22 protein-coding genes and 2 pseudogenes are annotated in these 23,010 nt (G+C 63.4%); 20 read left to right on the forward strand and 4 right to left on the reverse strand.

Features of this window, described 5'->3' with window-relative positions:
• The first annotated feature begins 5 nt into the window (after window positions 1-5).
• From QN413_RS14980 to QN413_RS15060, 17 genes and pseudogenes are all read left to right on the forward strand, one after another.
• Window positions 6-884, forward strand: a complete 879-nt coding sequence (locus tag QN413_RS14980) for a prephenate dehydrogenase (protein ID WP_323497378.1) — start codon at window positions 6-8, stop codon at window positions 882-884.
• Between the two features lie 6 nt (window positions 885-890).
• A complete protein-coding gene (locus tag QN413_RS14985; protein WP_323497379.1) occupies window positions 891-2,921 on the forward strand; it encodes a bifunctional 3-phosphoshikimate 1-carboxyvinyltransferase/cytidylate kinase in 2,031 nt (676 codons plus the stop codon).
• A 170-nt stretch (window positions 2,922-3,091) separates the two neighbouring features.
• Entirely contained in the window at window positions 3,092-4,780 is a 1,689-nt protein-coding gene (gene rpsA, locus QN413_RS14990; RefSeq protein WP_187051070.1) for a 30S ribosomal protein S1, read from the forward strand.
• Window positions 4,781-4,853: 73 nt separating this feature from the next.
• Entirely contained in the window at window positions 4,854-5,168 is a 315-nt protein-coding gene (locus QN413_RS14995) for an integration host factor subunit beta (protein ID WP_187051069.1), read from the forward strand.
• 31 nt (window positions 5,169-5,199) lie between these two features.
• Window positions 5,200-5,499, forward strand: coding sequence for a LapA family protein (locus QN413_RS15000; protein WP_187051068.1), 300 nt, complete (start codon window positions 5,200-5,202; stop codon window positions 5,497-5,499).
• Window positions 5,489-6,667, forward strand: coding sequence for a lipopolysaccharide assembly protein LapB (lapB, locus tag QN413_RS15005; RefSeq protein ID WP_187051067.1), 1,179 nt, complete (start codon window positions 5,489-5,491; stop codon window positions 6,665-6,667). The genes QN413_RS15000 and lapB overlap by 11 nt, the downstream gene beginning before the upstream one ends.
• A 176-nt stretch (window positions 6,668-6,843) precedes the next feature.
• Window positions 6,844-7,203, forward strand: a complete 360-nt coding sequence (locus tag QN413_RS15010) for a ComEA family DNA-binding protein (protein WP_323497380.1) — start codon at window positions 6,844-6,846, stop codon at window positions 7,201-7,203.
• A gap of 154 nt (window positions 7,204-7,357) precedes the next feature.
• A pseudogene (locus QN413_RS15015) lies at window positions 7,358-7,510 on the forward strand (C4-dicarboxylate ABC transporter permease); the annotation flags it as partial.
• Window positions 7,511-7,517: 7 nt separating this feature from the next.
• A complete protein-coding gene (crcB, locus tag QN413_RS15020; protein WP_323497381.1) occupies window positions 7,518-7,895 on the forward strand; it encodes a fluoride efflux transporter CrcB in 378 nt (125 codons plus the stop codon).
• Between the two features lie 110 nt (window positions 7,896-8,005).
• Window positions 8,006-8,185 (forward strand): annotated as a pseudogene (locus tag QN413_RS15025) (RND transporter); the annotation flags it as partial.
• A gap of 49 nt (window positions 8,186-8,234) precedes the next feature.
• Complete coding sequence (locus QN413_RS15030; protein ID WP_323497382.1) at window positions 8,235-11,189, forward strand: monovalent cation/H+ antiporter subunit A; 2,955 nt, start codon at window positions 8,235-8,237, stop codon at window positions 11,187-11,189.
• Complete coding sequence (locus QN413_RS15035) at window positions 11,189-11,536, forward strand: Na+/H+ antiporter subunit C (RefSeq protein WP_323497383.1); 348 nt, start codon at window positions 11,189-11,191, stop codon at window positions 11,534-11,536. The genes QN413_RS15030 and QN413_RS15035 overlap by 1 nt, the downstream gene beginning before the upstream one ends.
• A 37-nt stretch (window positions 11,537-11,573) precedes the next feature.
• Entirely contained in the window at window positions 11,574-13,259 is a 1,686-nt protein-coding gene (locus QN413_RS15040; protein ID WP_323497445.1) for a monovalent cation/H+ antiporter subunit D, read from the forward strand.
• Window positions 13,256-13,747 carry a Na+/H+ antiporter subunit E gene (locus QN413_RS15045; RefSeq protein ID WP_323497384.1) on the forward strand — a complete coding sequence of 164 codons (492 nt, stop codon included), beginning with the start codon at window positions 13,256-13,258 and terminating at the stop codon, window positions 13,745-13,747. The genes QN413_RS15040 and QN413_RS15045 overlap by 4 nt, the downstream gene beginning before the upstream one ends.
• Complete coding sequence (locus QN413_RS15050; protein ID WP_187051061.1) at window positions 13,744-14,022, forward strand: K+/H+ antiporter subunit F; 279 nt, start codon at window positions 13,744-13,746, stop codon at window positions 14,020-14,022. Before QN413_RS15045 ends, QN413_RS15050 begins: the two co-directional genes overlap by 4 nt.
• Window positions 14,019-14,378 (forward strand): monovalent cation/H(+) antiporter subunit G, encoded by a 360-nt coding sequence (mnhG, locus tag QN413_RS15055; RefSeq protein WP_323497385.1) that lies wholly within the window; start codon window positions 14,019-14,021, stop codon window positions 14,376-14,378. The genes QN413_RS15050 and mnhG overlap by 4 nt, the downstream gene beginning before the upstream one ends.
• 10 nt (window positions 14,379-14,388) lie before the next feature.
• Entirely contained in the window at window positions 14,389-14,754 is a 366-nt protein-coding gene (locus QN413_RS15060) for a hypothetical protein (protein ID WP_323497386.1), read from the forward strand.
• A gap of 47 nt (window positions 14,755-14,801) precedes the next feature.
• Here the strand turns inward: QN413_RS15060 and QN413_RS15065 are convergent, their stop codons facing one another.
• The 4 genes from QN413_RS15065 to QN413_RS15080 form a co-directional block, all read right to left on the reverse strand.
• Window positions 14,802-15,680: a carbohydrate ABC transporter permease gene (locus tag QN413_RS15065; RefSeq protein WP_323497387.1), complete on the reverse strand. Its 879-nt coding sequence runs from the start codon at window positions 15,678-15,680 to the stop codon at window positions 14,802-14,804.
• Complete coding sequence (locus QN413_RS15070) at window positions 15,677-16,579, reverse strand: sugar ABC transporter permease (RefSeq protein ID WP_323497446.1); 903 nt, start codon at window positions 16,577-16,579, stop codon at window positions 15,677-15,679. Before QN413_RS15070 ends, QN413_RS15065 begins: the two co-directional genes overlap by 4 nt.
• A 121-nt stretch (window positions 16,580-16,700) precedes the next feature.
• Window positions 16,701-18,029: an ABC transporter substrate-binding protein gene (locus QN413_RS15075; RefSeq protein ID WP_323497388.1), complete on the reverse strand. Its 1,329-nt coding sequence runs from the start codon at window positions 18,027-18,029 to the stop codon at window positions 16,701-16,703.
• A gap of 37 nt (window positions 18,030-18,066) precedes the next feature.
• On the reverse strand, window positions 18,067-19,140 hold the full coding sequence (locus QN413_RS15080; protein WP_323497389.1) for a sn-glycerol-3-phosphate ABC transporter ATP-binding protein UgpC: 1,074 nt from the start codon (window positions 19,138-19,140) through the stop codon (window positions 18,067-18,069).
• Between the two features lie 154 nt (window positions 19,141-19,294).
• Here QN413_RS15080 and QN413_RS15085 point away from each other — a divergent pair, with 154 nt between their 5' ends.
• From QN413_RS15085 to QN413_RS15095, 3 genes are read left to right on the forward strand one after another with little or no spacing between them, the layout of a single operon-like run.
• Window positions 19,295-20,137, forward strand: a complete 843-nt coding sequence (locus QN413_RS15085; RefSeq protein WP_323497390.1) for a FadR/GntR family transcriptional regulator — start codon at window positions 19,295-19,297, stop codon at window positions 20,135-20,137.
• Window positions 20,134-21,153, forward strand: coding sequence for a D-erythronate dehydrogenase (gene denD, locus QN413_RS15090; RefSeq protein WP_323497391.1), 1,020 nt, complete (start codon window positions 20,134-20,136; stop codon window positions 21,151-21,153). Before QN413_RS15085 ends, denD begins: the two co-directional genes overlap by 4 nt.
• A complete protein-coding gene (locus tag QN413_RS15095) occupies window positions 21,150-23,003 on the forward strand; it encodes an IlvD/Edd family dehydratase (protein WP_323497392.1) in 1,854 nt (617 codons plus the stop codon). The genes denD and QN413_RS15095 overlap by 4 nt, the downstream gene beginning before the upstream one ends.
• The last annotated feature ends 7 nt before the right edge of the window (window positions 23,004-23,010 follow it).

The following is a 23,010-nucleotide window of genomic DNA, read 5'->3' on the forward strand; positions in this document are numbered from 1 at the left end:
CCGCAATGTTCGAGCAACTCGGTTTGATCGGCTGCGGACTCATGGGCGGCTCGTTTGCGCTGGCGTTGAAACGCGCCAAGCTGGTAAAGCGCGTGGTCGGCTACAGCAAGTCACCGTCAACCACGGAGCGTGCCAAACAACTCGGCGTCATCGACGTTGCAGCGCCCTCCGCGCTGCTCGCCGTATCGGGTGCTGATCTGGTGCTGATCGCGGTGCCCGTCGCTGCATCCGAGGCCACTTTCAAAGCGATCCGTCATGGCCTCTCGCCCGACACGCTGATCATGGACGTCGGCTCCACCAAAGGCGACGTGATCGAGGCGGCGCGGCGCGGGTTGCAAGACCAGTTTTCGAGCTTCGTTCCAGCGCATCCGATCACCGGCAAGGAAGTGGCCGGCATCGAGCATGCCGACGCGGGGCTCTACGCTGGTCGGCAGGTCGTGCTCACGCCAGTGAAGACAACGCTCCGCTCGAAAGTTCAGTGCGCGTCTCAGGTATGGACCGACATCGGCGCGCACGTCGTCACGATGACCCACCAGGATCATGATTTGGCTCTCGCCGCGGTCAGCCACTTGCCGCATCTGGTCGCTTTCGCTTTTACCAACGCAATTGCGGCGCACCCGCACGGCGCGCGCTTCATGGCGCTGGCAGGGCCGGGTTTTCGCGACTTTTCGCGCATCGCCGCCAGCGACCCTGCCGTGTGGCGCGACATCTTGCTGGCCAACCGCGAGCAGGTGCTGTTGCAGTCGCAGGCCTTCCGAAAGCAGCTGACGCAATTCGAGGCGCTGATTGCTTCGGGCGATTCTCAGGCGCTGGAAAACGCGATCGCCGAGGCAAGCCGAACGCGGGCGCAGTGGCAGCCGTCCGGCTCCTCTTCCGGCAACTGACGCCCGATGTTTTCGACGCCATTTCTCGACCTGCCCCCGCTGGTCGCAGCGGCAGGCACGGTGCAACTGCCCGGCTCCAAGAGCATCTCGAACCGGGTGTTGCTGCTGGCCGCGCTCGCGAGCGGCACGACGACGGTGCACGACCTGCTCGATTCCGACGACACGCGCGTGATGCTGGACGCCCTGGTCCAACTCGGGTGCGGTGTGCAGCACGACGGCGGCACCACGCGCATCGAAGGGTTGGGCGGTCAACTCGGCGTCGCTTCGGCGGCCCTCTTTCTCGGCAATGCCGGCACCGCCATGCGGCCGTTGACCGCCGCGTTGGCGCTGCTCGGCGGCGAGTTCGAACTGAGCGGCGTGCCACGCATGCACGAGCGACCGATCGGCGATCTGGTCGACGCGCTCACGCAGTTCGGTTGCCGCATCGATTACCTCGGCAACCCGGGCTACCCGCCGCTGCGGATTCATCCAGTCGACCACGTCGCGCTGGCGCTCGACACGCCGATCCGCGTGCGCGGTGATGTGTCGAGTCAGTTTCTGACGGCCCTGCTCCTGGCGCTGCCGCTGGCCGCGACGCGCGACATAGTGATCGAGGTCATGGGCGAACTGATTTCCAAGCCTTACATCGAAATCACGCTCAATTTGCTTGCGCGCTTCGGCATCTGTGTGCGCCGCGATGGCTGGGAACGTTTCACGATTCCTGCCGGCAGCTGCTATCGCTCGCCAGGCGACATTCATGTCGAGGCCGATGCTTCGTCTGCCAGTTACTTCATTGCTCTGGGTGCGATCGCGACCGGAGGCGCGAAAGCCGCGGATGGCCCGAGCAGCGCAGTGGCCTCGCTCCGCATCGAAGGGGTCGGTGCCGACTCCATCCAGGGCGACATCCGCTTCGTCGAAGCCGCGCGGCAAATGGGCGCCGACATCACGAGCGGCGCCAACTGGCTCGAAGTGCGGCGCGGTGCCTGGCCGCTGAAGGCAATCGACCTCGACGCCAATCACATCCCCGATGCCGCCATGACGCTGGCCGTGATGGCGCTCTACGCCGACGGCCCGAGCACGCTGCGCAACATCGCCAGTTGGCGCGTGAAGGAAACCGATCGTATCGACGCGATGGCGAACGAACTGCACAAGTTGGGCGCCACCGTAGAGGCCGGACCGGACTTCATTCGCGTACATCCCTTGCCAACGGGCGGCTGGCACGCCGCCAGCATCCACACGTATGACGATCACCGCGTCGCCATGTGCTTTTCGCTAGCCGCGTTCAATCCGGATCGAATCGGGGTTCGCATCCTCGATCCACATTGCGTAGCAAAGACCTTTCCCGACTACTTCGAAACGCTGTTTTCGGTGGTCGAGCCTGCATCTGTGCCGGTCATCTGCATCGATGGCCCGACCGCTTCGGGCAAAGGCACGCTGGCGGTCGAAGTTGCGTATCGGCTCGGCTACCACTACCTTGATTCCGGCTCACTCTATCGCGTGACCGGCCTCGCGATGCGACGCCAAGGTTTCATGCCCGAGCCCCAGCACGAAGCGCAAATCGCAGACATGGCGCGCTCGCTGCCGCTGCGTTTCGTCGAAGGCAAGGTCATGCTCGCCGACGAAGACGTGACCGACGCGATTCGCAGCGAAGCCGCCGGTATGGACGCGTCGCGCGTGTCTGCATTGCCGGCCGTGCGCGAGGCCTTGTCCGCCCTGCAAAGGAGCTTTCAGCGGTTGCCCGGACTGGTGGCCGACGGGCGCGACATGGGCACCGTCATCTTCCCCGATGCGCCGCTCAAGGTTTACCTCACGGCCAGTGCCGCCCACCGCGCCGAGCGCAGGTATAAGCAGTTGATTTCAAAGGGTATTTCGACTACACTCGACAGTCTTCGCGCTGACTTGGAGGCACGCGACGCAAGGGACTCATCCCGCAGCGTTGCGCCTCTCAAACCCGCGCAAGATGCCCGCCGCTTGGACAACTCCAGCCTTTCGATCGAACAGTCGGTCGTCCAGGTGTTGGCTTGGTGGCAGCAAACGCAGCCCTTCAAGGAAGCTTGACCGGCTGCGTGGTTCCAGCCGGTCCCTGCCGCGCGACAAGCGCACCGGCCTGCTGGTTTTTTTAACTCAACCCGGGCTACTTGCCCACAACCGCCGTCTACAGAACTTACGCAGCCGCACGCAATTTCGCACTGGCGCCTGCTCACCCTGCCTGACGGAAGGAACCATAAATGTCTGAATCTTTTGCTGAACTGTTCGAAGAATCGCTGAAGCGTTCCGAGATGCGTACTGGCGAGGTCATCACGGCCGAAGTCATCCGCGTCGAACACAACCACGTCGTCGTTAACGCCGGGCTCAAGTCCGAAGCGTACGTGCCGATCGAGGAGTTCAAGAACGACAAGGGCGAGCTCGAAGTGCAGGCCGGCGACTTCGTTTCCGTTGCCATCGGCAGCGTCGAAAACGGCTACGGCGACACCATCCTGTCGCGTGACACCGCCAAGCGTCTCGCTTCATGGCTGGCGCTTGAAAAAGCCCTGGAATCGGGCGACTTCGTCACCGGCACCACCAGCGGCAAGGTCAAGGGCGGCCTGACCGTTCTGGTCAACGGCATCCGCGCATTCCTGCCGGGCTCGCTGATCGACACGCGTCCTATCAAAGACCTGACCCCGTACGAAAACAAGACCCTCGAATTCAAGGTCATCAAGCTCGATCGCAAGCGCAACAACGTGGTCTTGTCGCGTCGCGCCGTGGTCGAAGCCAGCATGGGCGAAGAACGCGCCAAGCTGATGGAAACATTGAAGGAAGGCGCAGTCGTGCGCGGTGTCGTCAAGAACATCACCGAATACGGTGCGTTCGTCGACCTCGGCGGTATCGACGGCCTGCTGCATATCACCGACATGGCATGGCGTCGTGTTCGCCACCCAAGCGAAGTCGTCCAGGCCGGCCAGGAAATCACCGCCAAGATCCTCAAGTTCGACACCGAAAAGAACCGTGTCTCACTGGGTCTGAAGCAAATGGGCGACGACCCATGGATGGGCGTTTCGCGCCGGTACCCTCAATCGACCCGCCTGTTCGGCAAGGTCACGAACATTGCCGACTACGGCGCGTTCGTCGAACTCGAACCCGGCATCGAAGGCCTGGTGCACGTCTCCGAAATGGACTGGACCAACAAGAACATCGCTCCGAACAAGATCGTCTCCCTGGGCGATGAAGTCGAAGTCATGGTCCTGGAAATCGACGAAGACAAGCGCCGGATCAGCCTGGGCATGAAGCAGTGCAAGGCCAATCCGTGGCAAGAGTTCGCGCAAAACACGAAGCGTGGCGACCGCGTCAAGGGCCCGATCAAGTCGATCACCGACTTCGGCGTGTTCGTTGGCCTGGCAGCAGGCATCGACGGCCTGGTTCACCTCTCCGACCTCTCGTGGAACGAAACCGGCGAAGCCGCTGTTCGCAACTACAAAAAGGGCCAGGAAGTCGAAGCGCTCGTGTTGGCAGTCGATGTCGACCGCGAACGCATCAGCCTCGGCATCAAGCAGCTCGACAGCGATCCGTTCACCACCTTCACGACCGTGAACGACAAGGGCCAGATCGTCACCGGCAAGGTCAAGACCGTCGACGCCAAGGGCGCTGAGATCGACCTCGGCGAAGACATCCTCGGCTACCTTCGCGCCAGCGAAATCTCCCGCGACCGCGTGGAAGATGCTCGCAACGTGCTGAAGGAAGGCGACGAAGTCACTGCTGTCGTGTTGAACGTGGACCGCAAGACCCGCAACATCCAGCTGTCGATCAAGCAGAAGGACATGGTCGACGAACAAGGCGCCATGGCCAACCTGAGCCAGCAGTCGGCACGCGAAAACGCGGGCACCACCAGCCTGGGCGCCCTGTTGCGCGCCAAGCTTGACAACAACGACAGCAAGTAAGCTGCGTCCGCAAGACAGAGCCGGCCAGGTGGCCGCTCTGTCTTTTTTTTCGCCTTCGTTTTTCTTGCGGCCTATGACACGCTCTGACCTCGTCGAAGAACTTGCAGCCCGATTCGCGCAACTGACACATCGCGATGCCGAATACGCGGTCAAGACGATTCTCGACGCCATGAGCGAAGCGCTCGTGCGCGGGCATCGCATCGAGATTCGCGGCTTCGGCAGCTTCTCGGTCAATCGGCGACCGCCGCGCATCGGACGCAATCCACGCTCTGGCGAGAGCGTGCAGATCCCCGAAAAGCGGGTGCCGCATTTCAAGCCGGGCAAGGCACTGCGCGAAGCGGTAGATGCTCGCACCGCCGAGCTCGACGCCGCGAGCCGCAAGGCCTGATGGCAAAATCGTCGCGCCAACGGGGATGCGCATGAAATACCTCCTGTGGCTGCTCAAGGCAGCCATTTTTTTTACCCTCTTCGCCTTTGCGCTGAACAACCAGCAAGACGCGACGGTCTATTTCTTCTTCGGTACCTTCTGGCGCGCACCGCTCGTGCTGGTCGTGCTGGCCGCATTCACGGGTGGCCTGGTGGTCGGCGCCCTCGGCATGCTGCCTGGCTGGTGGAAGCACCGCGTCGCCGCAACCCGAATCCCGGAGACGCTCCCCGTCGCAACGGCAGCCCCGGCGGCTAACGTGGAACTGCCTGTGGCACGACAACATGGACTTTGACTTCAGCTGGCTATTGCTCGGCTTGCCGATCGCTTTCGTTCTCGGCTGGCTGGCATCGCGCTTCGACCTGCGACAGTTGAAGCTCGAGAACCGTCAGGCACCCAAGGCCTACTTTCGCGGCCTTAACTTTCTGCTGAACGAACAGCAGGACCAGGCCATCGACGCCTTCATCGAAGCCGTGCAGAACGACCCCGATACGCAGGAACTGCACTTCGCGCTCGGCAACCTTTTTCGACGGCGCGGCGAGTACCAGCGCGCTGTGCGGGTACATGAACATCTGCTCGGACGCGGCGACCTGAGCCGAGCTGACCGCGACCGCGCGCAGCACGCATTGGCGCAAGACTTCCTGCGCGCCGGCCTGCTCGATCGCGCAGAAGCCGCACTGCAAAAGCTCGAAGGCACACGCTATGAGAACGAGGCCCGTTTGTCGTTGTTGGCAATCTACGAGCGCTCGCGCGAATGGGCGCAAGCGGCCGAGGTCGCGCAAAAACTCGATGACTCGGACCAGGCCAGCTACGGCACGCGCCGCGCCCATCATCTGTGCGAGCAAGCCGCCGAGCAGACCGCAGCGGGCGACCTTTCTGCTGCAGCGCAGTTGCTCGCTCAAGCGACCGCTCTGGCGCCGCAAGCCCCACGGCCGGCCATCGACACGGCCAACCTTCAACTGCGCAATGGCGAGTCGGCAGCGGCCTTCGAAACATTGATGGCCCTGTCGGAAGCTGCGCCGCTGGCGTTGCCGCTCTTCGCCGCGTCGTTGCAGCAGGCTGCCGTAGCGTCACAACGTGCCGGAGAAGCGCTCGCGTTGCTGCAGCGCCGTTATGCCGCGTCACCATCGATCGACGTGCTCGAGGCCGTCATCGCGCTGGGCGGCACGCCGATCCTGCCGGACGATCTCACCTCAGCCGAAGCACCGACGCCACGAGACGGCTACATCGCGCATTTGACCCATCAGCCCTCGCTTGTGGCCGCATCGCGCTGGCTCGCGGGGGAAACGCTGACCCACGAACAGTTTCATCCGCAGGTTCAACGTGCGCTTGACCAGGCCACACGGCCACTGATGCGCTACCGGTGTGCCGCTTGCGGCTTCGAGGCGCACCAGTATTTTTGGCACTGCCCAGGCTGCCAGGCATGGGACAGCTACCCGCCGCGACGTGTCGAAGAACTGTGAGTAAGAGCCAACAGAACGCTGAGCCTCACCCCAAGATTTGATGAGTTTTTGCGGCGTGGGTATTGAGACATTTGATTGGGAAATCCCGGTCAACGCCCGTTGTCGCGACTCCGTTGAAACGAAGCCGGCGCGTCTTGCGCCGTGCTTTCACATCAATAAATCAGGGAGTAGTAATCATGTTCAAGAAATTTGCAGCGGCTCTGGCCGCCATGGTGTTCGCAGTCGCTTCGTTCGCCGCAGTCGATGCCAATAAGGGTACGGCCGCAGAACTCGATGGCCTCAAAGGTGTCGGCCCCGCGATGTCGAAGCGCATCATCGATGCGCGCACCACCAGCCAGTTCAAAGACTGGCCCGACCTCATGAGCCGCGTCAAGGGCGTCAAATCCAAGACGGCAACCAAGCTTTCCAACGAAGGCTTGACCATCAACGGTGAAGCTTTCAAGGGCGCAGTCGATGCAGCACCGGCGAAGTCAGCTAAGAGCGCAAAGGTCGCCGTCAAGGAAGACGCCAAGCCGAAGGTCGCCGCCAAGCCGTGATCAGATCACGTGCTGCGATTTCAAAACGAAGTCAGCAGCAAAGAAAAAGCCGCCTTCGGGCGGTTTTTTTGCGTCTGCGTCGTCTGCGTGCTCACGTCGGTGCCGGTGCCGGTGCAATGACGGCATCGGCATGATCGTCCGGCCCTGCGCCGTCATGCTGCAGAACATGACCGGCAAGGACAGCAACGTGATCGCCAAGGCGGCCATTCCGTTCTTCTTTTGTTTGGTAGTCTGCATCGCGCTCATGACGATTTTCCCGAGTATCGTGACCCTCCGTCCCCACCTGATGATGGGCGTAGAAAAGTAACCAAACCATGTTCCTGCAAGGCCTCGCCATCTGCATTGCCGCGTGCGTCGGCGCTTTGTTGCGGTGGGGCGTGCAGCTCTGGCTCAACCCCGGCGGCACCTTGCCGTGGGGCACGCTGGCAGTCAATCTGGTCGGCGGCTTCCTGATCGGAATCTGCATTGCGGCCTTCGACGCCTTTCCCGATATCGACCCTGCCTGGCGCCTGATGGCGATCACCGGCTTTCTCGGCACGCTGACCACGTTTTCCAGCTTCTCCGCCGAGGTGGTCGGCATGCTGCTGCAGGGTCGCGCTGGCCTGGCGCTCGGAACCGTCGCGCTGCATCTCGGCGGCTCGCTCTGCCTGACCTGGCTCGGCTTTCGCGCGGCCCAATCCGTGCTTGCGTGAGTCGGGAAGTGCCTGTGACAGCGCACCCATGCAACGCACACCAAATGCCAAAGTAATACTTCTTCAATAAGGTCCGCCGTCGATTCCCTGGAATAAACACCCGTCTCCATGGTCCAGTTGGCTATCTAGACGTCATCACAGCGCAGCAATCGTTGTTGACGAGTGAGCGGCAGGCCGCGCAATTGATCGGCCAGCGCCTGCTGACATCGGTGTTTCTGGTGAAAGCATTGGGCGGCGACTGGCAGCCAGATGCCAATCTCGAGGCCGGTCGGCAAAGCCCGAAAAACTAGCGCAGTTCGCAAGGCTCGTCCAACAAGGCGGTCGATAGAATCATTCTCGATGCCCCTGGTTTTCCTCGTCGTCCTCCCCTTCGTTGCCAGTCTGCTGGCGGCGCTGCTGCCGTCCAATGCGCGCAATCGGGAGTCGACACTGGCAGGGCTTGTCGCGTTGGGCTGTGCGATTCAAACGGCCTGGTTTTTTCCGCGACTGGCCAACGGCAACGTGCTGCGGCAAGAGATCGAATGGTTGCCCGAACTGGGCCTCAATCTCGTGTTTCGCATGGATGGCTTCGCATGGCTGTTCTGCATGCTGGTGTTGGGCATCGGCGCGCTGGTGGTGCTCTACGCGCGCTACTACATGTCGGCGTCGGACCCGGTGCCACGCTTCTTCTCGTTCTTCCTCGCATTCATGGGCGCGATGATGGGCGTGGTGCTCTCGGGCAACCTGATGCAGATGGTGTTTTTCTGGGAGCTCACCAGCCTCTTCTCTTTCTTGCTGATCGGATACTGGCACCACCGGCGCGACGCCCGACGCGGCGCTCGCATGGCGCTCACCGTGACAGGTGCCGGCGGGCTCTGCCTGTTGGCCGGCGCGCTGGTGCTGGGCCGCATCGTTGGCAGCTACGACCTCGATGTCATACTCGCTTCGGGCCAACTGATCCGTAGCGACACGCTCTACCCGGTCGTGCTGGTGCTGGTGCTGCTCGGCGCCTTCACCAAGAGCGCGCAGTTTCCGTTTCACTTCTGGCTGCCGCGCGCCATGGCGGCGCCGACCCCCGTGTCGGCTTACCTGCATTCGGCCACGATGGTGAAGCTCGGCGTGTTCCTGATGGCCCGGCTGTGGCCGGTCCTGTCGGGCACTGAAGAATGGTTCTGGCTGGTCGGTGGCGCGGGCGCCATCACGCTGCTGCTCGGTGGCTTCATCGCGATGTTCCAGCGCGACCTGAAGGCGCTGCTCGCTTACTCGACCATCTCGCACCTCGGCCTCATCACGCTGCTGCTCGGGCTCAACAGCCCACTGGCTGCGGTGGCAGCCGTCTTCCACATCATGAATCACGCGACCTTCAAGGCGTCGCTGTTCATGGCCGCCGGCATCATCGACCACGAGAGCGGCACGCGGGATATCCGCAAGCTGAGCGGGCTGCTCAAGCTGATGCCGATCACCGGCACGCTGGCGATCATCGCGAGCGCATCAATGGCCGGCGTGCCGCTGCTCAACGGCTTTTTATCGAAGGAAATGTTCTTCGCCGAAACCGTGTTTATTCAATCGACTCCGTTGATCAACTGGGGCCTGCCGATTCTGGCGACGCTCGCGGGCATCTTCAGCGTGACCTATTCGGCGCGCTTCGTGTTCGACGTGTTCTTCGGCCCGACCTGCGCGTCGCCCGACGTGCCACGTACGCCGCACGAGCCGCCGCACTGGATGCGGGTGCCTGTCGAACTGCTGGTGTTGCTTTGTCTGGTCGTCGGCGTCGCGCCCGCCTGGTCGATCGGCGCGCTGCTGGCGACCGCGGCCGCGCCGGTGGTCGGTGGCGAACTGCCCAAATACAGCCTGGCGGTGTGGCACGGTTTCAATCTGCCGCTGATGATGAGCTTCGTCGCGCTGGTCGGTGGTGCGGCGTTGTACCTGCTGCAGCGCAAGCGCCGCGCGGCGGGCGCCCTGGAGCAAACACCGTTGCTGCATCGGTTCGATGGCCAGCGCATGTTCGAGCATGCGCTCGCACAGTTGAGCGAGGCAGGCCGCCGCAGTCGGCGTCTGCTCGGCACGCGCCGGCTGCAGTCGCAACTGCTGCTGCTCATCGGCTTCGCTGTCGTTGCCGCAGGCGCTGCGCTCTGGCAAACGCCGGCGGTACGCGGTGGCCGCGAGTTGCTGCCGTTCTCCCCGATGTTCGCCATGACCTGGCTCATCGGCATCGTGTGCGCGCTGGGCGCAGCGTGGCAGGCCAAGTTCCACCGCCTCGCCGCGCTCATGCTGGCGTCGGGCGCCGGGCTGGTCTGCTGCATCACTTTCATCTGGTTCTCCGCGCCCGACCTGGCGCTGACGCAACTGGTTGTCGAGGCCGTCACCACCGTGCTGATGCTGCTCGGCCTGCGCTGGCTGCCGATGCGCAAAGAGGCAACGCAGCCGGCCCGCACACAGCTGCGGCAATGGAGTCGCCGCGGTCGCGACGTGCTGCTTGCGACAGCGGCGGGCGCGGGTATGGCGTCGCTCGCGTGGCTCTTCATGACGCGGCCGTTTCCGCTCAGCATCTCGCCCTTCTTTCTTGAACATGCACAGACCGAAGGCGGCGGCACCAATGTCGTCAACGTGATGTTGGTCGACTTCCGCGGCTTCGATACCTTCGGCGAGATCACCGTGCTCGGCGTGGTCGCACTCACGATCTACGCACTGCTGCGCCGCTTTCGGCCGGCGCCCGAATCGATGGCCTTGCCGGCGCAACAACGCGCGCAGGACGACGGCAGCAGCGACCTGCTCAACCCGCGGCTCGCCAAAGACACGGCCGTCGGCTACCTGATGGTGCCGGCCGTGCTGGTGCGCCTGCTGCTGCCGCTGGCGGTGCTGGTGTCCATTTACTTCTTCATGCGTGGTCACAACGCGCCGGGCGGCGGCTTTGTCGCCGGGCTGGTGATGTCGGTCGCGCTGCTGCTGCAGTTCATCGTGTCGGGCACCGAATGGGTCGAGGAGCACTTGCGCATCTATCCGCGGCGCTGGATCGCCATCGGCCTGTTGCTGGCGCTGGTGACCGGCGGTGGGTCGGTGGTGTTTGGCTATCCGTTCATGACGACGCACACCGCGCACCTGCATCTGCCCCTGCTGGGCGAAGTGCACGTGCCGAGCGCGCTCTTCTTCGACATCGGCGTGTTCGCACTGGTGCTCGGCGCCACCATGCTGATCCTGACGGCGCTCGCGCACCAATCGGTGCGCAGCCACCGCTGGGCCGAAGAGCAGGACGAGCGCGACGCCGAGGCCAAAGCGTCGGCCTTATCCGCCCCACCCGCGGAGGCCGCTGCCTGATGGAACTCGTTCTCGCCATCGCGATCGGCGTGCTCACCGGCTCCGGCGTCTACCTGCTGCTGCGCCCGCGCACGTTCCAGGTCATCGTCGGTCTCACGCTGATGTCGTATGCCGTCAACCTGTTCATGTTTAGCACCGGCCGGCTGGCGGTCGACAGTGAACCGGTGCTGATGAAGGGGCTCAAGGCCACGCTCGCCAACACCGCCGATCCGATGCCGCAGGCGCTGGTGCTCACCGCCATCGTCATCGGCTTCGCGATGACCGCGTTGTTCCTCGTCGTGCTGCTGGCCTCGCGCGGACTGACCAGCACCGACCACGTCGACGGCGAAGAGGTCCGGCGTGAATGAGCTGACCCACATGCTCGACCGGCTGCTCGAGTTCAGCATGCCGCACCTAGTCGCTGTGCCGATCCTGGTGCCGATGTTCACCGCCGCGCTCATGCTGCTGCTGGGCGAACAGCAGCGACGGCTCAAGTCCGCGGTGAGCGTGATCTCCGGCCTGGTCGGCCTGCTGGCGGCGCTGGCGTTGCTGCGCTGGGTCAACGCACCCGACACCGGCACCGGGCCGGGCTCCATCGGCGTCTACCTGCCCGGTAACTGGAAGGCACCCTTCGGCATCGTGCTGGTGGCTGACCGGCTCTCCACCATGATGGTGGCACTCACCGGCGTGATCGCTTTCGCGGCATCGATCTATTCGACCTCCCGATGGGACCGTGCCGGCGTGCACTTTCATCCCTTGCTGCAACTGCAGTTGATGGGCCTGAATGGCGCGTTCCTCACCGGCGACCTGTTCAACCTCTTCGTGTTCTTCGAGGTGATGCTGGCGGCTTCCTACGGCTTGCTGCTGCACGGCTCTGGCCGTTTGCGGGTGCAGGCAGGCCTGCATTACATCGCGATCAACCTCGCGGCGTCGTCGCTGTTCCTCGTCGGCGCAGCGATGCTCTACGGCGCGACAGGCACGCTGAACATGGCCGACCTCGGCATGCGCATCGCGCAGATCGCGCCGGCCGACCGCGGCCTTGTACATGCGGCGGCCGCCATCCTGGCGACGGCCTTCTTCGCGAAGGCGGGCGCGTGGCCGCTCAACTTCTGGCTGGTGCCGGCGTACAGCGCCGCCGTATCGCCGGTCGGTGCGGTGTTCGCGTTGCTCACCAAGCTCGGCATCTACACGATCCTGCGTTTGTGGACCACGCTCTTCGCGCCCGACACCGGCCTGTCTGCGCAATTCGGCCAGGGCGTGCTCATCGGTGTCGGCCTCGTCACGCTGTGCATCGGCGCGCTCGGTATCGTCGGCACGCAGCGGCTGTCGAACCTCGCCGGCTACAGCGTGCTCATCTCCGCCGGCACGCTGCTCGCTGCGGTCGGGCTGGGCGACCCGGCCGTGTGGTCCGGTGCGCTCTACTACCTGGTGAGTTCGACCCTCGCGGTCAGCGCGTTCTTCCTGCTGATCGACATGATCGAGCGCTGGCGCAACGCCGGCGTGAGCATCGCGCCGCACGAGCAATCGGGCAATGCCCCCTTTTTGGCCGAAGATCTGAAGCCGCTCGCCGGCGTCAACCTCGACGACGAACAGCAGGCGCTCTATGGCCGCGCCATTCCGGCCGGCATCGCGTTCCTCGGCCTGAGCTTCATGGCCTGCACGCTGTTGCTGGCGGGCTTGCCACCGCTCTCCGGCTTCGTCGGCAAGTTCGCGATGCTGTCGGGACTGCTCGATGCACCCGTGGTGACGCCGGCCGGCATCGCCTTCATGGTGCTTCTGATCACCTCGGGCTTCCTGACGTTGCTCGCGTTGAGCCGCGCCGGTATCCGGCATTTCTGGACGCAGGTGCACGCGACCATGCCTTCGTTGCCCGCGCTCGAAGTGCTGCCCGTCGCGGCGCTCCTGGTCGCCGCCGCAGCCTGGACGATTGCCGCCAACCCGGTCATGCACCACGCGATCGAAACCGCCAATGGGTTGCACACGGCCACGGCCTATCGGCACGCGGTGATGAACGCGAGGCAGGTTGCCAATCCAGTACCCAAACGTGCAGCCGCCGCGCCGGGCCCAGTTTCTGGTGAGGTCGTGCAATGAAGCGCTGGCTGCCCTCGCCGCCGCTCTCGCTCGCGCTCTTCATCGTGTGGCTGCTGCTCAACCAGTCGATGGATTTCTCGACGCTGTTGCTCGCCGCCATCCTGTCGATCGCGGTGCCGCTGCTCACGCGCAGCCTGCGCCCCGCCACCGTGCGCATGCAACGGCCCGGCGTCGCGCTGATGCTCGTCGGGCGCGTCATGGTCGACCTGTCGGTGTCGGCATGGATGGTCGCTCGCATGCTGCTCACCCGCCGCACCGCAGACATCCACTCTGCATTCGTCAAGGTGCCGCTCCAGATGCGCGACCCCAACGGCCTGGCCGTGCTGGCGATGATCCTGTGCCTGACGCCCGGTACTGCGTGGGCCGAGCTGTCGTTCGACAGCTCCGTGCTGCTGATCCACGTGTTCGATGTCGACGACGAGGCCGCATTCATCGCGCAAGTGCAGCAAAGGTACGAGCGCCCCCTCATGGAGATTTTCGAATCATGACGCCGGTGCTGCTCTGGGCGCTCAAGCTGGCACTGCTGCTGCTGGCGGTCGCGATGCTGTGCGCGCTCGCCCGCCTGACGATCGGTCCCACCGCTCAGGACCGCATCACCGCGCTCGACTGTCTCTACATCAATGGCATGCTGATGATGCTGGTGCTCGGCATCGTGTACGCGAGCAATGTGTACTTCGAGGCGGCGCTGCTGATCGCGCTGTTCGGCTTCGTCGGCTCGACGGCGTTGGCCAAGTTCTTGTTGCGTGGCGAGGTGATCGAATGAACGACGCTTTTCTCGGCGGCCCGTTGCCGCTTTGGGCAGAGATCGTCACCGCGGTGTTCGTGGTGGTCGGCGCCGCCTTTGCCGCCATCGGCTCATTCGGGCTGGTGCGCCTGCCGACCTTTTTCCGGCGCATCCATGCGCCCACCATCGGCGCCACGCTGGGCGTGTGGTGCATGACGATCGCGACGATCGTCTACTTCTCAGTGCAGGGCGGCAACCTGTTCTTGCACGCTCTTCTCATCACAGTTTTCGTCGCGCTGACGGCACCGGTGACGACGATATTTTTGATGCGAGCGGCCTTGTTCAGAGAGCGACAAAAAGGGGGCGATGTTCCGCCGGCGTCGAAACGCGATTAAGGTGGCGCTCATGAGCAAATCGATCATTGCCCGGCTCGGGCTGTCTGGCCTGCTGGTTCCACTTGGCATGGCCTGCTTCGCCTCCGCGCTCGCGCAAGACGCACCGAAAGTCCCGATCCAGACCGATGACAAGGGCAGCGTCTACGTCGCACCCAATGTTTCGTCGACAGAGACCTCGATGGACGCGAAAGGCGCCACGGTCGGCGTTCAGCAGAAGGACGGCAGCGGTGTCTACACCGGCATGGACACATCGACTCCGCGTCCAACCTATTCGGTAGGCGGCAGCACCGGTGGCAACACGTCTTTCTCGGCGGGAGTCAACTCCAACGGAAAAGAGAACAAGGGCATGAAGGCCGGTATCACCATCAAGTACTGATCGCAGGCCGATGGCCCCGCGGCGCTTCCGAGTCGCTTATTCCTTGCTTATTCCTTCACCGACCCCGTCATCCCGGACACGTAGTACTCGACGAAGAACGAGTAGATGAAAGCCACCGGCAGCGAGCCGAGCAGCGCACCGGCCATGAGCGGGCCCCACTGGTACACGTCGCCCTGCACCAGCTCTGTGACCACGCCGACCGGCAAGGTTTTCATCTCGGATGACGAGATGAAGGTCAGCGCATAGATGAATTCGTTCCACGACAGCGTGAAGGCAAAGATGCCGGCCGAGATCAAGCCCGGCACAGCCAGCGGCAGCACGATCTTGATCAGGATCTGCCAGCGATTAGCGCCATCGATCAGCGCGCACTCTTCGAGCTCGGCCGGGATCGACCTGAAGTAACCCATCAACAGCCAGGTGCAGAAGGGAATCAGGAAAGTCGGGTACGTAAGGATGAGCGCCCAGCGCGAGTCGAACAGGCCGAGGTTGAACACCACATTAGCCAACGGAATGAACAGGATCGACGGCGGCACCATGTACGCCAAGAAGATCGACAGGCCGACCTGCTTGGAGCCGGTAAAGCGCAGCCGTTCGATGGCGTAAGCCGCGAACACCGAGGCTGCGAGCGAGACGAAGGTCGACACGACGGAGACCAGCACCGTGTTCCACAGCCACTGCGGATAAGAGGTTTCGAACAGCAGTTTGTAGAAGTGCCCGAGGGTCGGCTTGATCACCCAGAACGGATTGCCGTCGCGCGACAGCAGCTCCGCATCAGGCTTCACCGAAGTGATCGCCATCCAGTAGAACGGGAACAGCAGCACGATCAAAAAGACCAGCAGCGGCAAATACACCGTCACCATCTTGCGTGGCAACGAGTCCAGAAAACTCATGCCGACGGTGTCGACCTGGTTGTTGGGATTGCTCATTTGTCGCTTCCGCCTTGTTGCCATGCACGGCGTTGGAGGCCGAAGAAACTGAACATCACGCAGGCCAGCAGGAACGGCACCATTGCGATGGCAATGGCGGCGCCCTCACCGAGCGCACCGCCGGAGATGGCACGCTGGAACGACAGGGTCGCCATCAGGTGGGTCGCGTTGAGCGGGCCGCCACGGGTGATGACGTAGATCAACTGGAAGTCGGTGAACGTGAACAGCACCGAGAAAGTCATGACCACCGCGATGATGGGCGTCAGCAGCGGCATCGTCACGTGGCGGAACTGCTGCCACGGCGTCGCCCCGTCGATGGCCGACGCTTCATAGTACGAAGGCGAAATCGTCTGCAGGCCGGCGAGCAAGGTGATGGCCACGAAAGGCACGCCGCGCCACACGTTGGCGATGATGACCGCGATGCGCGCGTTCCACGGGCTACCGAGAAAGTCGATGTACGTATCGATCAGCCCCATCCTGACCAGAGCCCAACTGATGATGGAAAACTGCGAGTCGTAGATCCACCAGAACGCGATGGCCGACAGCGCGGTCGGCACGATATACGGCAGCAGGATCACCGCGCGGAAAAAGGTCTTGAAGCGGATGTTCTTGTTAAGAAGAATTGCAAGCCACAAGCCCAGAATGAACTTGAACACGCTCGCCACGGCTGTGTAGAAGAGCGTGTTGAAAAGTGCGAGCCGCACCACGGCGTCGCCCCACAGGTACTCGTAGTTTTCAAGCCCGACCCAATGGCCGGGGCGACCGACCTTGGCATCGGTGAAGCCCAGGTAGGTGCCCAGCCCCAACGGGTACGTCAAGAACAGCAGCAGCAATACCGCGGCCGGCAACATGAACATGAAGCCGAGCGCGTTGCGACTGTTCTGCATCCTTGCGAGCAGAGGCATCGGGCGCGCCGCGGCGGCTGGCTGCAGCCGACCGCCGTTGGCCCCTGACGATGAAGTGACGACCCGTGGTGTGGACATTTATCTGGCGACTTCTCTGAGCTGGTAAAGCTTGTGGTTAAAGCTTGTAGTAACGCTCGGCGCGCTTCTGTGCGCGCTCGGCGGCTTCCTTCGGCGTCTTGGCGCCGCTGGCGGCTTCAGCCACCATGTTCGGAATGATGAAGTCCGCTGCCGCACCAGCCGAGGCGTAACCCAGCTTGCCGTCGTAGCCCGCAGGACGCAGGTTCTTCACCGAATCGCGGTACGGCGTGTTCTTCGGATCCGAGCTCCAGATCGTGTTCGCTTCGTAAGCGCGCAAGGGCTGCGCGACATACCCGCCGCCACCTTGAAGCCACGGATCGAACTGTTCTTTTTCCATCATGAATCGCAGGAACTCCTTAGATGCCTGCGGAAATTTCGTGTACTTCATGATCATCTGGTTGAAGAACAGATGCGACTCGGTGGGCACGCCGACCGGGCCGATCGGGAACACCGCGTGGTTGATGTCGGCGGCCATCTCCTTGACCTTGGGGTCCGGCGAATTCTTGGCGGCGTAGTAGATCGAGATGCCGTTGTTGGTCACGCTGATCTGGCCATCGAGAAAAGCCTTGTTGTTGTTCGGGTCGAGCCACGACAAGGTGCCAGGAATGAAGTTGGCGTAGAGCTCCTTGCTGTACTCCAGTGCCTTGATGGTCTCCGGGCTGTCGATCACGACCTTGTTGGTCTTGTCGACCAACTTGCCGCCGAATGCCCAGACCAGCCAGTTGGTCCATACGCTGTCGCCGGTCGCATTGCCGAGCGCCATGCCACCGGGCGTGCCCTTTTCTTTCAGCGCCTTGAACAGTTTCAGAAAGTCGTCGGTGTTCTTCGGGAAGGTGTCGAACCCGGCTGCCTTGACCATGCTCTCGCGATACACGATGAGCGAGCCCGAAGCGCCGAGCGGCAAGCCCAGCCACTTCTTGCCGTCGGGCCGCATGAAGGCCTCGCCGGCCGGATACCAGCCGCCGTACTTCTTGCCGAGGTATTCGGCCAAGTCGGTCACGTCGAGCAGCTTGTCGGGGTACAGGTTGGCATCGTCGTTGGTCGACAGAATGATGTCGGGGCCGGCACCGGTGTTGGCCGCCACTGCCGCCTTGGGACGCACGTCTTCCCAGCCCTCGTTGTCGACGCGCACCTCGACACCCGTGACCTCGGTGAATTTCTTGACGTTGGCCATGTAGGCGTCGATATCGCCCTGCACGAAACGGCTCCAGCGCAAAACGCGCAGCTTGGCGCCTTTTTCGGGTTTGAAGGTCATCGTCTGCGCTTGCGCCGACGAAGAAAACAGCGCAGTGCCGGTGCCGAGTGTGGCTACTGCGGCGACGCCGGCAGAGCTTTCCAGAAACTTGCGGCGGTTGAAGTCACTCATTCATGTCTCCTAGGTGTGAACGGGGTCAACAGATAACTCAGGCCACCAGCCGTTCGCCGGTGCCTGCATCGAAAAGGTGTGCGCGCTGCAGGTCGGGCTGCAGATGGATCGTGGTGCCGGGCACGAAGTCGTGGCGCTCGCGGAACACGGCCGACAGCTCGGCGCCTTCATGCCGGCACGACACGAAGGTGTCCATGCCGGTGGGCTCCAACACCACGACCTTCGCAGGGATGCCACCCGCGTCGGCCAGCAACAGGTGCTCGGGCCGTGTGCCGTAGACGACAGGTTGGCCATCGGCACCGCCCGCCTGCAACGGCGCATCGAGCCGCGTGCCGTCATGCAGTTCGACATGCGCTGCACCGGAATTACGGCGCAGCGTGCCGGGCAGGAAGTTCATCGACGGCGACCCGATGAAGCCGGCGACGAACTGATTCGCTGGCCGGTCATACAGCTCGAGCGGACTACCGGTCTGCTCGATGCGGCCATCGCGCATCACCACGATCTTGTCGCCCATCGTCATCGCTTCGATCTGGTCGTGCGTGACATAGATCGACGTCGTCTTCAGGCGCTGATGCAGCTCCTTGATCTCGCTGCGCATCGCGACGCGCAGCTTGGCATCGAGGTTGGAAAGCGGTTCGTCGAACAAAAAGACCTGAGGGTCGCGCACGATGGCGCGACCCATCGCCACGCGTTGCCGCTGACCACCAGACAGTTGTCGCGGATAGCGGTCAAGCAACGGAATCAGCGCCAGAATTTCGGCGGCGCGCTTGACCTTCGACTCGATGATCGACTTGTCGGCCTTGGCCAGCGCGAGCGAGAACGCCATGTTGTCGCGCACCGTCATGTGCGGATACAGCGCGTAGTTCTGGAACACCATCGCGATGTCACGCTCCTTAGGTGGCAAGTCGTTGACGCGCTTTTCGCCGATGCGAATTTCGCCGCCGTTGATTTGCTCCAACCCCGCGATCATGCGCAGCAACGTCGACTTGCCGCAGCCCGAAGGGCCGACCAGCACGGTAAAGGAACCGTCCTTGATGTCGATGTCGACGCCGTGCAGGATCGGGACATCACCGAAGTTCTTCTTGACACCCTGGATCGTGACGCTGGCCATGCAGATGGAATCCTCAAAAATTCTCGAACAAACTTAAAGAATGCGGAGACTCCGCATTGCAGCCAGCGGAGTATCGACATTGCAGCCGTCTATCGCTATCAGGGCAAACCGGTAGGAGAAAACCCCCGAAAATTTGTATGATGACCTGATAACCGTGCTTCATTCCGCTGCTGCCGCACAGGCATCTCCCTCTTCAAAGCCCTTCCATCTGGTGGCCGACCGGCTGTCGGACAGGCTCGCGCTGCGCCTGATTTCGCAGATCGAGTCGGGCGCGTGGCAGCCCGGTGACCGCCTGCCGACCGAGCAGCAACTGGCCGAGTCGCACGGCGTCTCGCGCACCGTCGTGCGAGAGGCAGTGCACCAGCTCAAGTCAAAGGCGCTGGTCATTTCGCGGCAGGGCTCGGGCGTGTACGTGGCGCAAACGCCGGTCAACCGGCCGCTGGTGTTCGACCCGGCGGTGCTCGAGTCGGTTCAGGCTGTCGTGCATGTGGTCGAGGTCCGTCGCGTGCTCGAAGGCGAGATCGCTGCACTGGCCGCCGAACGCGCCACGCGCCCCCAGATCGCGGCCTTGCGTCGTGCACTCAAGGCGATCGACACGGCGGTCTCGGCCGGCCACGACGGCGTTGCCGAAGACCTCGCGTTCCATCGGGTCATCGGCGAATCGACCGGCAATCCGCAGTTCCGCCTGCTGCTCGGCTTTCTGGAGCAGTACCTGCGCGAAGGCATGCGCATTACGCGCGGCAACGAGGCGCGGCGCATCGACTTCATGCAGGCGGTGCAGCACGAGCATCGGGCATTGGTCGAGGCCATCGCCAGTCGCGACGCCACCGCCGCGCGGCACTACGCGACGCAACACATCATCCGCGGCGAAGAGCGGCTGGTCGAAGGCGGCGTCATCACCGGACAGCGCCGCCGTGCCGCGGCGCGTGTCTCGACACGTCAGACCCCAGTACGTCAAATCAAGACGAGACGAACCATTCAAAAGGAGACCCCATGAAATTGCTGATCACCGGAGGCGGCGGCTTCCTCGGCGCGCGACTGGCGCGCACCCTGCTGCGACGCGGCACCTTGGCCGGACAGAGTATCGACAAGCTCGTGCTGACCGACATCGCACCGCCGCCAGCCGACCTGCTTGCCGATCCTCGGGTCGAGGCGCGCACCGGCCCGCTTCTGACGCAAACCGATGCGCTGCGTACCGAGTCCTTCGACGGCGTGTTTCATCTGGCCTCGGCCGTGTCGGGCGAATGCGAAGCCGACTTCGACCTCGGCCTGCGCTCCAACCTCGACAGCACGCGCGCCTTGCTCGATGCCTTGCGCGCCAATGTGAACGACGGCGGCAAGATGGCGCGCGTGGTGTTCTCCAGTTCGGTCGCGGTGTTCGGACCCGACCCGGCGATCACCTTTCCCAAGGTGGTCGCCGACGACACGCTGCCAGCGCCGCAAACGTCCTACGGCGTGCAAAAGCTGATCTGCGAACACCTCATCGCTGACTACACGCGCAAGGGTTACATCGACGGCCGCGCGGCGCGCCTGATGACGGTTACGGTACGCCCTGGCAAGCCGAACGGGGCGGCATCGTCGTTCTTCAGCGGCATCATTCGCGAGCCGCTGGCGGGCGTCGAGTCGATCTGTCCGGTGTCGCCCGACGTGTCGCATCCGATGTCGTCGCCGTCGCGCACGGTCGACGGGCTGATCGCCGTGTACGAAGCCTCGCGCGAAGCTTTCTGCGGCCGGCTCGCACTCAATTTGCCCGCGCTCAACGTGCGCGTGAGCGACATGCTCGAAGCGCTCGAACAGGTGGCCGGCAAGTCGGTGCGCGCGCTGGTGCGCTTCGAGCGCGACGAGCGCGTTGCCGGCATCGTGGCCAACTGGCCGAGCGGCGCAACCGCTGCGCGCGCTGCCGGCCTCGGCTTGCTGCCGCACGAAAATTTTTCAGAAATGATTCAGCAGTACATCGATGACTGCTCCGCCTTGCCGACCGCACAAGAAACCCTCAAGGGGATGAAACGATGACGAAAGCCTCCACGCCCAAAAGCGACCCAAAGAGCAACCCCAAGAGCACGCCCAAGAAGCCGCGCACCAGCCCGCAGCGCCTGCGCTCGCAATCGTGGTTCGACAACCCCGACAACGCCGACATGACGGCGCTCTACATCGAGCGCACGATGAACTTCGGCCTGAGCTTCGACGAGCTGCAGTCGGGCCGGCCGATCATCGGCATCGCCCAGACTGGCTCTGACATCGCACCGTGCAACCGCCACCACATCGTGCTGGCCGAGCGCGTGCGCGAAGGCATCCGCGACGCGGGCGGCATCGCGTTCGAGTTTCCGATCCATCCGATCCAGGAAACCTGCAAGCGCCCGACCGCATCGCTCGACCGCAACCTGCAATACCTCTCGCTCATCGAGGTGCTCTACGGCTACCCTATCGATGGTTGCGTACTTACCACCGGCTGCGACAAGACGACACCGGCGCAGCTGATGGCTGCCGCCACAGTCGACATTCCGGCCATCGCACTCAATTCCGGCCCGATGCTGAACGGCTGGTACAAGGGCGAGCGCACCGGCTCCGGCACCATCGTCTGGAAAGCGCGGGAGCTGATGGCCGCCGGTGAGATCGGCTACCAGGAGTTCCTGAAGCTGGTCGCGTCGTCGGCCCCATCGACTGGTCACTGCAACACGATGGGCACGGCATCGACGATGAACTCGCTGGCCGAGGCACTGGGCATGACCTTGCCCGGCAGCGCGGCGATTCCGGCGCCCTACCGCGACCGGCAGGAGATGGCCTACCTGACCGGCAAGCGCATCGTCGAAATGGTGCGCGAGGACCTGAAGCCATCGGACATCCTGACGCGCGAAGCCTTCGAAAACGCCATCGTCGTCAACTCGGCCATCGGCGGATCGACCAACGCGCCGATTCACCTCAACGCCATCGCCAAGCACATCGGCGTGAAGCTGGACAACGACGACTGGGAAAAGATCGGCTACAAGGTGCCGCTGCTGGTCAACCTGCAGCCAGCCGGCGAATACCTGGGCGAAGACTATTACCGCGCTGGCGGCGTGCCTGCCGTGGTGGCCGAGCTCATTGCGAAGGGCAAGATCAAGCCCGCGATGACGGCCAACGGCAAGACCATCGTAGAGAACTGCGAAGGCCGTTTCACCGACGACCGCGACGTGATCTTCCCGTATGCCAAGCCCATGAAAAAGGACGCTGGTTTCCTGCATTTCAGGGGCAACCTGTTCGACTCGGCCATCATGAAGACCAGCGTGATCACACCGGAATTCCGCACGCGCTACCTTGAAAACGCCGCTGACCCGATGGCGTTCGAAGGGCTGGCTGCGGTGTTCGATGGCCCGGAGGACTACCACCACCGCATCGACGATCCGAAGATGAAGCTGAACGAGCACACCGTGTTGTTCATGCGCGGTGTCGGCCCGGTCGGCTACCCCGGCGCGGCCGAGGTCGTCAACATGCGCGCACCCGACTACCTGCTGAAGAAGGGCGTGACCGCGCTGGCCTGTATCGGCGATGGCCGGCAGTCGGGCACGTCCGGTTCACCGTCGATCCTCAACGCCTCGCCCGAAGCTGCGACCGGAGGCAACCTGGCATTGCTGAAGACCGGCGACCGCGTGCGCATCGACCTGAAAAAGCGCACCGCGAACATGCTGGTGAGCGACGAAGAAATCGCCAGGCGCCGCGCCGCGCTCGAAGCGGCCGGCGGCTACAAGTACCCGGCGAGCCAGACGCCTTGGCAGGAGATCCAACGCAACATCGTCGGCGAGCTGTCCGAAGGCATGGTGCTGAAGCCGGCTGTTAAGTACCAGAAGATCCATGCGACCTTCGGAGTACCGCGCGATAACCATTGATCGGCGA

The organism is Variovorax sp. LG9.2, assembly GCF_035018885.1.
GTDB lineage: Bacteria > Pseudomonadota > Gammaproteobacteria > Burkholderiales > Burkholderiaceae_C > Variovorax.

Bases quoted from the DNA above. Each gene is read 5' to 3' on its own strand.
- QN413_RS14980 (WP_323497378.1), top strand. From the start codon at position 6: ATGTTCGAGCAACTCGGTTTGATCGGCTGCGGACTCATGGGCGGCTCG.
- QN413_RS14985 (WP_323497379.1), top strand. From the start codon at position 891: ATGTTTTCGACGCCATTTCTCGACCTGCCCCCGCTGGTCGCAGCGGCA.
- rpsA (WP_187051070.1), top strand. From the start codon at position 3,092: ATGTCTGAATCTTTTGCTGAACTGTTCGAAGAATCGCTGAAGCGTTCC.
- QN413_RS14995 (WP_187051069.1), top strand. From the start codon at position 4,854: ATGACACGCTCTGACCTCGTCGAAGAACTTGCAGCCCGATTCGCGCAA.
- QN413_RS15000 (WP_187051068.1), top strand. From the start codon at position 5,200: ATGAAATACCTCCTGTGGCTGCTCAAGGCAGCCATTTTTTTTACCCTC.
- lapB (WP_187051067.1), top strand. From the start codon at position 5,489: ATGGACTTTGACTTCAGCTGGCTATTGCTCGGCTTGCCGATCGCTTTC.
- QN413_RS15010 (WP_323497380.1), top strand. From the start codon at position 6,844: ATGTTCAAGAAATTTGCAGCGGCTCTGGCCGCCATGGTGTTCGCAGTC.
- crcB (WP_323497381.1), top strand. From the start codon at position 7,518: ATGTTCCTGCAAGGCCTCGCCATCTGCATTGCCGCGTGCGTCGGCGCT.
- QN413_RS15030 (WP_323497382.1), top strand. From the start codon at position 8,235: ATGCCCCTGGTTTTCCTCGTCGTCCTCCCCTTCGTTGCCAGTCTGCTG.
- QN413_RS15035 (WP_323497383.1), top strand. From the start codon at position 11,189: ATGGAACTCGTTCTCGCCATCGCGATCGGCGTGCTCACCGGCTCCGGC.
- QN413_RS15040 (WP_323497445.1), top strand. From the start codon at position 11,574: ATGCCGCACCTAGTCGCTGTGCCGATCCTGGTGCCGATGTTCACCGCC.
- QN413_RS15045 (WP_323497384.1), top strand. From the start codon at position 13,256: ATGAAGCGCTGGCTGCCCTCGCCGCCGCTCTCGCTCGCGCTCTTCATC.
- QN413_RS15050 (WP_187051061.1), top strand. From the start codon at position 13,744: ATGACGCCGGTGCTGCTCTGGGCGCTCAAGCTGGCACTGCTGCTGCTG.
- mnhG (WP_323497385.1), top strand. From the start codon at position 14,019: ATGAACGACGCTTTTCTCGGCGGCCCGTTGCCGCTTTGGGCAGAGATC.
- QN413_RS15060 (WP_323497386.1), top strand. From the start codon at position 14,389: ATGAGCAAATCGATCATTGCCCGGCTCGGGCTGTCTGGCCTGCTGGTT.
- QN413_RS15065 (WP_323497387.1), bottom strand. From the start codon at position 15,680: ATGAGCAATCCCAACAACCAGGTCGACACCGTCGGCATGAGTTTTCTG.
- QN413_RS15075 (WP_323497388.1), bottom strand. From the start codon at position 18,029: ATGAGTGACTTCAACCGCCGCAAGTTTCTGGAAAGCTCTGCCGGCGTC.
- QN413_RS15080 (WP_323497389.1), bottom strand. From the start codon at position 19,140: ATGGCCAGCGTCACGATCCAGGGTGTCAAGAAGAACTTCGGTGATGTC.
- denD (WP_323497391.1), top strand. From the start codon at position 20,134: ATGAAATTGCTGATCACCGGAGGCGGCGGCTTCCTCGGCGCGCGACTG.
- QN413_RS15095 (WP_323497392.1), top strand. From the start codon at position 21,150: ATGACGAAAGCCTCCACGCCCAAAAGCGACCCAAAGAGCAACCCCAAG.